The 13188-nt window shown below is 58.7% G+C and carries 7 protein-coding genes and 2 rRNA genes; 4 read left to right on the top strand and 5 right to left on the bottom strand.

All coding sequences use genetic code 11. The features are described 5' to 3' along the window. The first annotated feature begins 124 nt into the window (after nt 1–124). From QDT79_RS23455 to QDT79_RS23445, 3 genes are all read left to right on the top strand, one after another. Nucleotides 125–3032 (top strand): 23S ribosomal RNA (locus QDT79_RS23455). Nucleotides 3033–3131: 99 nt separating this feature from the next. After that, nucleotides 3132–3247 (top strand): 5S ribosomal RNA (rrf, locus tag QDT79_RS23450). Nucleotides 3248–3503: 256 nt separating this feature from the next. After that, nucleotides 3504–4814 carry an MFS family transporter gene (locus QDT79_RS23445; RefSeq protein WP_308317136.1) on the top strand — a complete coding sequence of 437 codons (1311 nt, stop codon included), beginning with the start codon at nt 3504–3506 and terminating at the stop codon, nt 4812–4814. A gap of 36 nt (nt 4815–4850) precedes the next feature. On the opposite strand, the gene pssA is transcribed toward QDT79_RS23445, so the two are convergent. The 4 genes from pssA to trxC form a co-directional block, all read right to left on the bottom strand. Continuing rightward, nucleotides 4851–6206 (bottom strand): CDP-diacylglycerol--serine O-phosphatidyltransferase, encoded by a 1356-nt coding sequence (gene pssA, locus QDT79_RS23440; RefSeq protein WP_063990646.1) that lies wholly within the window; start codon nt 6204–6206, stop codon nt 4851–4853. Nucleotides 6207–6358: 152 nt separating this feature from the next. Next, nucleotides 6359–9007, bottom strand: coding sequence for a bifunctional acetate--CoA ligase family protein/GNAT family N-acetyltransferase (locus tag QDT79_RS23435; RefSeq protein ID WP_308317134.1), 2649 nt, complete (start codon nt 9005–9007; stop codon nt 6359–6361). Nucleotides 9008–9055: 48 nt separating this feature from the next. Beyond that, the gene (locus tag QDT79_RS23430) at nt 9056–9745 is read right to left on the bottom strand and encodes a tRNA-uridine aminocarboxypropyltransferase (protein WP_107228086.1); all 690 of its coding nucleotides are present in this window, start codon (nt 9743–9745) and stop codon (nt 9056–9058) included. Between the two features lie 114 nt (nt 9746–9859). Continuing rightward, nucleotides 9860–10279 carry a thioredoxin TrxC gene (trxC, locus tag QDT79_RS23425; RefSeq protein WP_004928868.1) on the bottom strand — a complete coding sequence of 140 codons (420 nt, stop codon included), beginning with the start codon at nt 10277–10279 and terminating at the stop codon, nt 9860–9862. A 207-nt stretch (nt 10280–10486) separates the two neighbouring features. On the opposite strand from trxC, the gene QDT79_RS23420 reads away from it, so the two are divergent. After that, nucleotides 10487–11575 carry a tRNA/rRNA methyltransferase gene (locus tag QDT79_RS23420; protein ID WP_063990643.1) on the top strand — a complete coding sequence of 363 codons (1089 nt, stop codon included), beginning with the start codon at nt 10487–10489 and terminating at the stop codon, nt 11573–11575. A gap of 60 nt (nt 11576–11635) precedes the next feature. Here the strand turns inward: QDT79_RS23420 and emrB are convergent, their stop codons facing one another. Then, nucleotides 11636–13174: a multidrug efflux MFS transporter permease subunit EmrB gene (emrB, locus tag QDT79_RS23415; RefSeq protein WP_063990642.1), complete on the bottom strand. Its 1539-nt coding sequence runs from the start codon at nt 13172–13174 to the stop codon at nt 11636–11638. Nucleotides 13175–13188: the final 14 nt, after the last annotated feature.

The following is a 13188-nucleotide window of genomic DNA, read 5'->3' as shown; positions in this document are numbered from 1 at the left end:
CTGAAAATTGAAACATGACGGCTGAAATTTATCCCTCCGTAGATGTACTGGGATGAAGAGTAACCTGTCATAGAGTCTCTCAAATGTTTGCAGCGCGAACGATGGAAACATCTTCGGGTTGTGAGGTTAAGTGACTAAGCGTACACGGTGGATGCCTAGGCAGTCAGAGGCGATGAAGGGCGTGCTAATCTGCGAAAAGCGTCGGTAAGGTGATATGAACCGTTACAACCGGCGATACCCGAATGGGGAAACCCAGTGTGTTTCGACACACTATCATGTCATGAATACATAGTGGCATGAGGCGAACCGGGGGAACTGAAACATCTAAGTACCCCGAGGAAAAGAAATCAACCGAGATTCCCCCAGTAGCGGCGAGCGAACGGGGAGGAGCCCAGAACCTGAATCGGCTTGTGTGTTAGTGGAAGCGTCTGGAAAGTCGCGCAGCAAAGGGTGATAGCCCCGTACACTAAAATGCACAGGTCGTGAGTTCGATGAGTAGGGCGGGACACGTGACATCCTGTCTGAATATGGGGGGACCATCCTCCAAGGCTAAATACTCCTGACTGACCGATAGTGAACCAGTACCGTGAGGGAAAGGCGAAAAGAACCCCGGCGAGGGGAGTGAAATAGAACCTGAAACCGTGTACGTACAAGCAGTGGGAGCACCTTCGTGGTGTGACTGCGTACCTTTTGTATAATGGGTCAGCGACTTATATTTTGTAGCAAGGTTAACCGTATAGGGGAGCCGTAGGGAAACCGAGTCTTAACTGGGCGATTAGTTGCAAGGTATAGACCCGAAACCCGGTGATCTAGCCATGGGCAGGTTGAAGGTTGGGTAACACTAACTGGAGGACCGAACCGACTAATGTTGAAAAATTAGCGGATGACTTGTGGCTGGGGGTGAAAGGCCAATCAAACCGGGAGATAGCTGGTTCTCCCCGAAAGCTATTTAGGTAGCGCCTCGTGAACTCATCTTCGGGGGTAGAGCACTGTTTCGGCTAGGGGGCCATCCCGGCTTACCAAACCGATGCAAACTCCGAATACCGAAGAATGTTATCACGGGAGACACACGGCGGGTGCTAACGTCCGTCGTGAAGAGGGAAACAACCCAGACCGCCAGCTAAGGTCCCAAAGTCATGGTTAAGTGGGAAACGATGTGGGAAGGCATAGACAGCCAGGATGTTGGCTTAGAAGCAGCCATCATTTAAAGAAAGCGTAATAGCTCACTGGTCGAGTCGGCCTGCGCGGAAGATGTAACGGGGCTAAACCATGCACCGAAGCTGCGGCAGCGACGCTTAGGCGTTGTTGGGTAGGGGAGCGTTCTGTAAGCCGTTGAAGGTGGCCTGTGAGGGTTGCTGGAGGTATCAGAAGTGCGAATGCTGACATAAGTAACGATAAAGCGGGTGAAAAGCCCGCTCGCCGGAAGACCAAGGGTTCCTGTCCAACGTTAATCGGGGCAGGGTGAGTCGACCCCTAAGGCGAGGCTGAAAAGCGTAGTCGATGGGAAACAGGTTAATATTCCTGTACTTGGTGTTACTGCGAAGGGGGGACGGAGAAGGCTAGGCTAGCCGGGCGACGGTTGTCCCGGTTTAAGCGTGTAGGGGGTGTGACCTGGTAAATCCGGTTGCATACTAACCCTGAGGCGTGATGACGATGCACTACGGTGCAGAAGTAGTTGATGCCCTGCTTCCAGGAAAAGCCTCTAAGCTCCAGGTAACATTAAATCGTACCCCAAACCGACACAGGTGGTCAGGTAGAGAATACCAAGGCGCTTGAGAGAACTCGGGTGAAGGAACTAGGCAAAATGGTGCCGTAACTTCGGGAGAAGGCACGCTGGCATGTAGGTGAAGTCCCTTGCGGATGGAGCTGAAGCCAGTCGAAGATACCAGCTGGCTGCAACTGTTTAATAAAAACACAGCACTGTGCAAACACGAAAGTGGACGTATACGGTGTGACGCCTGCCCGGTGCTGGAAGGTTAATTGATGGGGTCAGCCGCAAGGCGAAGCTCTTGATCGAAGCCCCAGTAAACGGCGGCCGTAACTATAACGGTCCTAAGGTAGCGAAATTCCTTGTCGGGTAAGTTCCGACCTGCACGAATGGCGTAATGATGGCCAGGCTGTCTCCACCCGAGACTCAGTGAAATTGAACTCGCTGTGAAGATGCAGTGTACCCGCGGCAAGACGGAAAGACCCCGTGAACCTTTACTATAGCTTGACACTGAACATTGAGCCTTGATGTGTAGGATAGGTGGGAGGCTTTGAAGCGTGGACGCCAGTCTGCGTGGAGCCATCCTTGAAATACCACCCTTTAATGTTTGATGTTCTAACTCGGCCCCGTGATCCGGGGTGAGGACAGTGTCTGGTGGGTAGTTTGACTGGGGCGGTCTCCTCCCAAAGAGTAACGGAGGAGCACGAAGGTTAGCTAATCACGGTCGGACATCGTGAGGTTAGTGCAAAGGCATAAGCTAGCTTGACTGCGAGAGTGACGGCTCGAGCAGGTACGAAAGTAGGTCTTAGTGATCCGGTGGTTCTGAATGGAAGGGCCATCGCTCAACGGATAAAAGGTACTCCGGGGATAACAGGCTGATACCGCCCAAGAGTTCATATCGACGGCGGTGTTTGGCACCTCGATGTCGGCTCATCACATCCTGGGGCTGAAGTAGGTCCCAAGGGTATGGCTGTTCGCCATTTAAAGTGGTACGCGAGCTGGGTTTAGAACGTCGTGAGACAGTTCGGTCCCTATCTGCCGTGGGCGTTGGAAGATTGAGAGGGGTTGCTCCTAGTACGAGAGGACCGGAGTGAACGCACCACTGGTGTTCGGGTTGTCATGCCAATGGCATTGCCCGGTAGCTAAGTGCGGAAAAGATAAGCGCTGAAAGCATCTAAGCGCGAAACTTGCCTCAAGATGAGTCTTCCCTGGGCCTTTAAGGTCCCTGAAGGAACGTTTAAGACTAAGACGTTGATAGGCTGGGTGTGTAAGTGCAGCGATGCATTGAGCTAACCAGTACTAATGATCCGTGAGGCTTAACCTTACAACACCGAAGGTGTTTTTAGAGAGATTTTCAGCGAAGTTCCGAGATTGGTTCTGATGGCGACACGAGAGTGAAGCGGTTGGAATGAAACAGAATTTGCCTGGCGGCAATAGCGCGGTGGTCCCACCTGACCCCATGCCGAACTCAGAAGTGAAACGCCGTAGCGCCGATGGTAGTGTGGGGTCTCCCCATGCGAGAGTAGGACACTGCCAGGTATCAAACCAAGCCGAAAGCCCTGAACTGACGTTCAGGGCTTTTTGCTATACGTAAAATGAAAAATCCCCGTTGTAATCCGCTTCAGCTTTCATCGTACGGTTTAATATTCATCACAAAATCCGCGCATTGTTCCTCCAAACGCCAGATATTCTTCGTCCGCTATTAAGTTTGGCTGTTAACTTATAAATAACAATAAAGTAACACCTGGCGTCAGGACGCCGAATTTCATCATTGCTATGGCTCGGAGAAAACATCATGACAGAAACAACCTCGGCTCTTGGGGATGAGCACGGCGTCGAACAGGGAGCGCTGGATAACAAGAAGCGCATTTTTGCCATCGTCGGGGCTTCATCAGGCAATCTGGTGGAGTGGTTTGATTTTTACGTTTACTCCTTCTGTTCCATTTACTTTGCCGCCTCGTTCTTTCCGGCGGGCAACAGCACCACGCAGCTGTTGCAAACCGCTGGGGTGTTCGCCGCCGGCTTCTTTATGCGACCTATCGGCGGTTGGTTATTCGGCTACATCGCTGACAAGCATGGCCGAAAAAACTCAATGCTGATTTCGGTCTGCATGATGTGCGCCGGGTCGCTGGTGATCGCCTGCCTGCCGACGTATGAATCGATCGGCAGCTGGGCACCGGCGCTGCTGCTGATTGCCCGCCTGTTCCAAGGGCTGTCGGTGGGAGGTGAATATGGCACCAGCGCCACCTACATGAGCGAGGTGGCAATCAAGGGGCGGCGCGGCTTTTACGCGTCGTTCCAGTACGTAACGCTGATCGGCGGGCAACTGCTGGCGCTGCTGGTCTTGGTGATCTTGCAGCAGATATTGTCCGGTGAAGAGCTAAAGGCCTGGGGATGGCGTATCCCGTTTGCGCTCGGTGCGCTGTTGGCGGTGGTGGCGCTGTACCTGCGCCGTTCGCTGAATGAAACCTCTGATGCGAAGACGCGTAACCACAAAGATGCCGGTTCGCTGACGGGGCTGTGGAAAAACCGCAAGGCGTTTGTGATGGTGCTGGGCTTTACCGCCGCCGGTTCGCTGACCTTCTACACCTTCACCACCTATATGCAGAAATATCTGGTGAACACCGCCGGTATGGACGCCAAGCTGGCCAGCGCCATCATGACCGTCGCGCTGTTCGTCTTTATGCTGCTGCAGCCGACGGTCGGCGCGTTCTCGGATAAAATCGGCCGTCGCAGCTCGATGCTGATCTTCTCGGCATTGGCCACCGTACTGACGGTGCCGATCCTGTTTGCCTTGAAAGGGGTAACCAATCCCTTTATGGCGTTCGGTCTGATCGTGCTGGCGTTGTTCGTCGTCAGCTTTTACACCGCGATCAGCGGGTTGCTTAAAGCCGAGATGTTCCCGCCAGAGGTGCGTGCGTTAGGGGTGGGCTTGTCTTATGCGGTAGCGAATGCCCTGTTCGGCGGCTCGGCGGAATATGTCGCGTTGTCGCTTAAATCGTTCGGCGTGGAAAATGCCTTCTTCTGGTATGTTTCCGGCATGTGCCTGCTGGCGCTATTGGTCTCGCTCCGGCTGCATCGTAAAGGCAAGGAGATACAGCTGTAATAAAAACCCCGGCTTTGGCCGGGGTCAGAGTAGTGTTTACAGGATACGGCTAATCAGCCGATCGATGCGGATACGCCGCAGACGGCGAATCAGCTTACGCACCTTGATCGGGTATTGCTGAATGCTTTGCAGCTCCTGATAGTGACCGACCACGGTGGTGTGAGTGCGGATGCATTCCAGCTCTTTTTGCCGCTGCTCGCGCATTTCCTGCTTGGGATCGTGGATCAGAATGGCATTTTCCAGATCCAGCCGCCAGGCGCGCGGGTTAAGGTTATTACCGGTAATCAGCTGCCACTCTTCGTCTACCCACATGCCTTTCAGGTGATAGCTGTTATCGCCATCCTTCCACAGACGCACGATCAGCTGCCCGGTGTCGATATAGCGCTGCAAGCGGCTCAGAAAGCGGCGCAGGTTGATCTCGTACAGGTAGGGCAGCGCGCCGATGATTTTGAACGGCTGGTCTTCCGGAATATAGAAGTCGTTGGCGGTCTTGTCGCCGACGATGATCTCCACCTGTTTGCCCTGGCGCAACAGATAAATGATGTTGCGCACCAGCAGCGCCGGCAGATTGAAATAGGGGGTACACAGCGTCAGTTTCTGGTCGGCGCACGACATCAGGTGGTGAATGGTTTTATTCAGCACGCTTTGCTTGCCAAGCCCAACCAGCGGCGTCACCGCCAACTCATCGTTTCCGGCCTTGCCACGGAAGTGGTAACCGGCGCGGCGCAGGGCGAAACGGAACAGACGGGTCTCGTTTTTGATCTCCGGGCTTTTCGGCCGATCGCTGCGATCGAGGCGCTGTACGGCGCCGGCGGTGAGCAGATGCTGCTTGATGTAATCGATCAGGGTATCGGCCAACACCTCGTTGGTGATCAGCTGGTAGCGATCGTAACGGTATTTCTCATGCTGATGCAGATAAACGTCATTGATGCTGGCGCCGCTGTAGATCACGGTATCGTCGACCACAAAGCCCTTCAGGTGCAGTACGCCCAGCGCTTCGCGGGTATTGACCGGCACGCCGTAGATCGGCACCGACTGCTCGGGATGTTGGCCGGCCATGGCGCAGTACCAGTCGGCATTGGTATTGGCGGCGGCGGCACCGATGCGCCCGCGCTGTGCGCGATGCCAGTCGACCAGCACGCAGATTTCCAGCTCGGGCCGCCGCTGCTTGGCCTGATACAGTGCGTTGAGGATCTCGCGCCCGGCGTCGTCATGCTCCAGATATAGAGCCACCAGATAGATGCGTTGGGTGGCGTTGGCGATGGCGTCCAGCAGCGTGGTGCGAAAATCGGACGGCGCGTACAACGTACGAACATCAGCAACCGTCTGGGGGAGTTTGGGCAGTTGTGCAAGGTGTTGTTGATGTTTGCTACGTTTAAATTTTGACAACATCACAGTGCGTTTCTTCTCTCATGATTGATGGCCGGAACGCCACAGGCTTAAAAAAAATAAACCGAATAATCGGGCGATAATACCATTAGTTGCCTCGATTGTGCGTATGTTTTGGCGTTAAGTGGTGGATTCGTAGCGCATTGCGACGCAGGTCACTGCACGTCGGCGGCCTGCAGCGGCAACGTCAGATTGACGATGCCGTCCTCAAGCTGCACCTCGATGCCAAAGCCCAGCCGCTGCGCCAGTGCGATCATGCCGCGGTTATTCGGCATGGTGATGCCGCTCAGGCGGGTCAGGCCATGAGCGCGCGCATAGGCGATCATTTTCTCCAGCAGCTGCCGGCCCAAGCCCACGCCTTTCAGATCGGAACGCACCAGCACGGCGAATTCGGCGTCGGTGTTGTCCGGATCGGACAGCGCGCGGGTCACGCCGATGATCTCGTCTGCGCGCACCGCCACAAAGGCCATTTCTCGATCGTAGTCGATCTGCGTCATGTTGGCCAAATCGTCATGGGTAAACTCGTTGATCTCGCTGAAGTAGCGATAATAGAGGTCTTCCTTGGTCACCCGGTCAATGAAATGCTTCAGCGCCGGTTCGTCTTCCGGCAGGATCGGGCGGAACAGGCACTGGCTGCCGTCTTTCAACGCGATGGTCTCTTCCAGCTCATGCGGATAGGGGCGGATCGCCAATCGCGCCTGCGGATCGCCGCTGAACGGCGCGAGCTGCATCGAAACGTCCAGCAGGGTAAATTCGCTGCCGGAGGCCAGCACCGGGTGAATATCCAGCCGGGCGATCTCCGGGCAGTCGAGGATCAGGTTGGAGACCTGCACCAGCAGGCGACTCAGCCCAGGGATATCCAAAGGCCGCAGCGCGCTGCGCCCGCGGATCTTGCCGCCTTTCACCGCCTGCAGCACCAGATAACGCGCCAGCGCCATGTTCAGCGGCGGCAGCGCGACCGCCACCTGATTTTCCTGGCGCCACTCTACGCCGCCTTCGCCCAGCATGATCAGCGGGCCGAAAATCGCATCCTGCTCTACCGCGATGCGCAGCTCCTGGGCACCGGCGCGGTTGGCCATGCTCTGCACCAACAGGCCATGGATGCGTGCCTGGGGGTAGGTGCGCTTCACGCGGTCGAGGATCGCCTCCGCCGCGCGCTGCACTTCGGTCGCGGTGCGCAGGTAGAGCATGACTCCCTGAACTTCCGATTTGTGCGGGATATCCGGCGAACGCAACTTCAGCGCCACCGGATAGCCGATCTGTTCGGCAATGTGTACCGCTTCGGCGCTGTCCTCGGCAATCCAGGTCGGCAGGGTGCTCAGATCGTAGGCCTGCAGGATGGATTGCACCTCGTGGGTATCCAACTGGGTGGCGCCTTCGGCCAGCGCCTGATGGATCAACCGGTGGGCGTCGGCGGTGTTGGCGGTCAGGCCGACCGGCAGCGCCGGCGTCTCTTTCAGTTGCTTCTGATTGCGACGGTATTCCACCATATGCATAAAGGCGGTCACCGCGCCTTCCGGCGTGCGGTAGGTGGGAATGGCGGCTTCGGTAAACAGCCTGCGCGCCTCTTGTGAAGAGTATTCGCCGCACCAGTTGGTCAGCAATGTGATGCGCTTGCCGCGCGCATGGCGATGCAGCGCGTCGATCAGCCTTTCCGCTGTGGCGGTGCCCGGCGCCGCCGCGCTCGGCGCGTGGATTAACAGCAGCGCGTCATAGTCGTGGCTGTCGAGCAGCGCTTCGATAGCCGCCAGGAAGCGCTGCGGCGTGGCGTCGTCGCGCAGATCGAGCGGGTTGCCGGCGCGAATGAAATCCGGCAGCGCGTCGCTCAATGTCGCCAGGCTCTCATCGCTCAGCGTGGCCAGCTTGCCGTTGCGTCCGAGCAGTTCATCCAGCGCCATCGCCGCCGGCGCCGCCCCGTTGCTGACGATCATCAGCCGCTCGCCGCGCAGCGGATGCATATGGCTGAGGGTTTCCACCGCCGAGAACAGCTCATGGGTATCCTGGACGCGCAGCAGGCCGGCGCGCTGGATGGCGGCGTCATAGGCGGCGTCCAGCCCCAGCTGGCTGTTGAGCAGCAGCTGCGCCTGTTGGCTGCGGCCACTTTTGATCACCAGAATGGGCTTGTTGCGAGAGGCGCTGCGCGAGGCGGAGAGAAAGCGCCGTGCGTCGCTGATGTTTTCCAGATACAGCAGGATGGCGCTGGTTTTACTGTCGCGCGCCAAAAAGTCGAGCAGGTCGTCGACGTCGATGTCCAGGCTGTCACCCAGCGCGATGAAGTAGGAGAAACCGACTTCGCGCTGCTGCGCCCAGTCGAGAATGGTGTTGGCCACGGCGGCGGACTGCGAGATAAACGCCAGTTTTCCCTTTTGGATCGGCACCGGCGAGAAGCTGGCGTTGATGCCCTGCCACGGCGCCAGCAGCCCCAGACTGTTGGGGCCTAACAGCCGCATGGCATAGCGCTGCGCGCAGGCCTTCAGCTCGGCGAACTGTTCCGGCGGCGAAGAGAGCACAATGGCGGTTTTGCAGCCGCGTTGGCCCAGCGCTTCAATCAGCGCCAGATTGCGTTTGGCGTGGGTGCAGATGATCGCCAGATCCGGCGTCAGCGGCAGGCTGCCGACGTCGGGGTAGGCCATCACGCCGCATACCGCCTTGTAGCGCGGCGTGACCGGCAAGATGGGCCCGCCGAAACCGCCGGCCAGCAGGTTGCTCATCATCAGGTTACCGGCGCGGCCGGGCTGCTGCGAAGCGCCCAGAACGGCGATCGATTTGGGACGTAGTAGCGCTTCTAACCCTCGCTGGCTCATGCACGGCTCCTTTTGGCAACGTTACGCCTGATTTTAGGCGCTTTATGGCTACATTGCTGTGACCGGTGCCTCCGGCCGGGTCGGTTTTCCTGCCAGATACTGTTGACGGAAATAGCGGAAATGCTGATTCAATCCGTCGGCGGCCGGCAGATCGCCCGCCTGTTGCAGCAGGGCGGCGGCCACTTCCGCCGTGCAGTGTTGCTCGGCGCGGCTGGCTTCGCGCAGCTGGTAGTTCGATGCGGCGTCGACGTTGAGGGAAAACACCGGGAATTGATTGAGGTACGGGCTTTTACGGAACATTTTGCGCGCTTCCGCCCAGGTGCCGTCCAGCATGATGAACAGCGGCGGTTTGCCGCCGGCGGGCAGCTCGCTGAACACCGGCCGTGCTGCGTCCGCGTAGGAGGCGGGGAACACCACGTAAGGCTGCCGCGTCGGATCGTTGATGGCCGCCAGCAGGGCGGGATCGATCTCGGTGCGCGACCAGAGGAACGCCTGGGTGTCCGGCAGGATATCGGCGATCAGGCGCCCGGTGTTGCTGGGTTTGAGCGGCTCGGCGCCGAACATGATCAGGCAGAAACGGCTGCCGGCCTGCTGCGGGCGAATGGTGTCGCACAGGCAGTTTTTATGCGGCAGCAGGCAACCCTGACAACGCGCCACCCGGCAACCGCGCGCCAGAAAAGGGCGGGTGGCGCGGTCTAAACGGAATTGGCGCAGGCGAAGTACGGCGTTGTCGGTCATAACGATCCTGGGGAAAAACCGCCATTGTAACGCAGAAAAAAGCCCGCCGGGAGGGGCGGGCTCGATCGGGGCGGGTTCGCGCGCGATGGCGGGATACGGCCTATACTTGCCGAATTACACTAACTCGTTGAGCCAGTTGTCAAACGGCGCTTTCGGCATCGCGCCGTTGAGCATGTCGACCATCTTGCCCTGACGGAACACCATGATGGTCGGGATGCTGCGGATGCGGAAACGGGCGCTCAGTTCCGGCTCGGCTTCGGTGTTTACTTTCACGAAGCGCACTTTGCCGGCGCGCTCTTCGGCCACGTCTTCAAAGATCGGCGCAAAGCTGCGGCACGGGCCGCACCACGGCGCCCAGAAATCGACCACGACCGGCAGATCGTCCTGCAGCAACTGGTCCAGCGTGGCGGCGGTGGCATTGATCACTTCACCGTCGAAGAGCTCATGGCCGCAGCGGCCGCATTTCGCGTTGTCCGCCAAACGTTCTTCCGGCACGCGGTTGGTGGCATTGCAAGCTGCACAAACTGTATTCATGTTGACCTCGGGTACAGAGAAAGCATGGTCCCCGCAACGCAGTTGCGAAGATGTTTCTTTAATGCTGACAATTATCGGCAAAACCCGGCGCATGAACAATGAGGTTTGTTCAATGGATGTGATAGTTGGGAGCTTTTAGCGCAAGTTGGTGGCTTCGTGCACCAACATCAGGTAATCTTCGCGCCCTGCGCGTTGGTGGAGAAGACAATGAACGATTCATTTAGTGGCAAGAACGGTAAAGTCAAAGTGATGTACGTCCGCAATGACGACGACAACGGCGACGACCGCAACAAGAATAAACGTCCGGCCGGCAAAGGCCGTCCGGCTGACGGTGCGCGCTCGGGCCGCACCGGTCAAGACAAGGCGCGTGGCGGCAACGATCGCCGCGGCGCCGACTCCCGCCGCAGTGAAAGCGATCGTCCTCGCCGTCCGGCGCGCTCTGAAGATCGCGGTGGCAACGAGTCGCCGTGGAGAACCGTTTCGCGCGCGCCGAATGAAGAGCCGGCGTTCGATCACGGTGGTATCAGCGGCAAAAGCTTTATCGATCCGGAACAGCTGCGCCGTCAGCGCGCGGAAGAAACCCGCGTTTACGGTGAAAACGCCTGTCAGGCGCTGTTCGCAAGCCGCCCGGAAGCGATCGTGCGCGCCTGGTTCGTGCAGTCGGTCACCCCGCGTTTCCGCGAAGCGCTGCGCTGGATGGCGGCTAACCGCAAGGCTTACCACGTGGTGGATGAAGAAGAGCTGGCCAAGGCTTCCGGCACCGAGCATCACGGCGGCGTGTGCTTCCTGATCAAAAAGCGTCAGGGCCTGGATGCGCAGACCTACCTGAAGAGTGCACCGGCGACCGACTGCGTGCTGGCGCTGGAAGAAGTGGGTAACCCGCATAACCTGGGCGCTATCGTCCGTTCGTGCGCCCACTTTGGCGTCAACGGCGTGCTGCTGCAGGATCCGGCGCTGCTGGAATCCGGCGCGGCGGTGCGTACCGCAGAAGGCGGTGCAGAGCACATCAAGGCGATCAACGCCGATGATTTCCTGTCGGTGCTGGATACCTTCCGCAAGGCGGGTTACACCATCGTTACCACCTCGAGCCATAAAGGCACCGCGCTGGCGCAGGCCAAGCTGCCGGCCAAGATGGTGCTGGTGCTGGGCCAGGAACGTGACGGTCTGAGCGACAGCGCCTGGCAGCAGGGCGACATGAGCGTCTCGATCGGCGGCACCGGTAAAGTGGAAAGCCTGAACGTTTCCGTGGCGACCGGCATTCTGCTGGCGGACTGGTGGCGTCAGAATCAGGCGTAATCTGTTCTACGTCGGATAAAAAAACGGGCGCCTCAGGGCGCCCGTTTCGTTTATTGAAGCTTAGTGGGCGCCGCCGCCCCCACCGCCGCCAGAGCTGAATGGCGGTTTCGCCACCCATACCAGCACCAGCAGCACCAGGAACACCCCGGCCGACAGCCAGAAGATCTCGTTGGCGGAGATGATCAGGCCCTGCGCGGTGATCTCGTTGGCGATATACGCCGACGCCTGCTGCTTGCTCATGCCGAGCTGCTCCAACTGCCGGTACATCTCCTGCGACTGCGGGTTGTACGGATTGACGAACTCCGTGAGTTGCGAATGGTGCTGTGATTCGCGCTGCGTCCACAGGGTGGTGGTGATCGAGGTACCGATCGAACCCGCCAGCGTTCGCGTAAAGTTCGACAGGCTCGACGCCGCCGCCATGCGTTCCGGCGGCAGGCCGGACAGCGTGATGGTGGTCAACGGCATGAAGAAGCAGGCGATGGCAAAGCCCTGGACGAACTGCGGCCAGGCCGAAGCGCCGAAGTCCATGCCTGGCTCAAACGTATAGGCGCGCCAGTAGAAGCACACGGCATACATGATGAAGCTGAAGGTCACCAGCTTGCGCATGTCGAGCCGGTTGCCGAACTTACCGATGATCGGCGACAGCAGCACCGGGATCAGCCCGACCGGCGCCGACGCCAGCCCCGCCCAGGTGGCGGTATAGCCGTATACCTCTTGCAGCAGCTGCGGCAACAGCACGATGGCGCCGAAGTACAGCATGTAGGCCAGGCTGATGCACAGGCAGCCGATGGTGAAGTTGCGTGACTTGAACAGTGACAGATCCACCACCGGGTGGTCGTCCGTCAGCTCCCAGACCACCAGGAACAGCAACGCCACGACCGCCACGACGGTCAGGGTGATGATCTCGGTCGAGTTAAACCAGTCCAGCTCCTTGCCCTGATCGAGCATCACCTGCAGCGAACCGATGCCGACGATCAGCAGCACCAAGCCAACCGTATCGATCGGTTTGATCTCGGTTTTGGTTTCTCGCCCCTTCAGCGTCGCCATCGCCGCCATAATAACAAAGGCGCCGATCGGGATGTTGATGAAGAAGATCCAACCCCAATGGTAGTTGTCGCTGATGTAACCGCCGAGGATCGGCCCGAAGATCGGCGCGACGATAACGGTCATCGACCAGAGCGCCAGGGCCATCGCTCGCTTGGCGGGCGGGTAGTTGTTCAGCAACAGGCTCTGCGAGAGCGGGATCAACGGCCCGGCCACCACGCCCTGGATCACGCGGAAGAAGATCAGCATGCCGAGGCTGTTGGAGATGCCGCACAGCCAGGAGGCGATGACGAACAGCGCGGTGGACCAGAGGAACAGCCGCACTTCGCCGATGCGCTTCGCGAGCCAGCCGGTGATCGGGATCGAGATGGCGTTCGCCACGCCGAATGAGGTGATCACCCAGGTGCCCTGCGAGTTGGAAGACCCGAGGTTACCGGCAATGGTGGGGATCGCCACGTTGGCAATGGTGGAGTCCAGCACCTGCATGAAGGTCGCCATGGCGAGCGCGACCGTCATCCAGGCGAGCTGGGCGCCTTCAAGCGGTTTCTGTGGCAAGATGGCCTCCCGCG

Origin of the sequence: Serratia marcescens (genome assembly GCF_029846115.1) — a bacterium.
Taxonomy (GTDB): domain Bacteria; phylum Pseudomonadota; class Gammaproteobacteria; order Enterobacterales; family Enterobacteriaceae; genus Serratia; species Serratia marcescens_L.
Note: the sequence above shows the minus strand (reverse complement) of the source record. Positions and strands in the feature narration are given on the sequence as shown.

Excerpts from the sequence above, each read along its gene's own strand:
- QDT79_RS23445 (WP_308317136.1), top strand. The coding sequence starts at position 3,504 with ATGACAGAAACAACCTCGGCTCTTGGGGATGAGCACGGCGTCGAACAG.
- pssA (WP_063990646.1), bottom strand. The coding sequence starts at position 6,206 with ATGTTGTCAAAATTTAAACGTAGCAAACATCAACAACACCTTGCACAA.
- QDT79_RS23435 (WP_308317134.1), bottom strand. The coding sequence starts at position 9,007 with ATGAGCCAGCGAGGGTTAGAAGCGCTACTACGTCCCAAATCGATCGCC.
- QDT79_RS23430 (WP_107228086.1), bottom strand. The coding sequence starts at position 9,745 with ATGACCGACAACGCCGTACTTCGCCTGCGCCAATTCCGTTTAGACCGC.
- trxC (WP_004928868.1), bottom strand. The coding sequence starts at position 10,279 with ATGAATACAGTTTGTGCAGCTTGCAATGCCACCAACCGCGTGCCGGAA.
- QDT79_RS23420 (WP_063990643.1), top strand. The coding sequence starts at position 10,487 with ATGAACGATTCATTTAGTGGCAAGAACGGTAAAGTCAAAGTGATGTAC.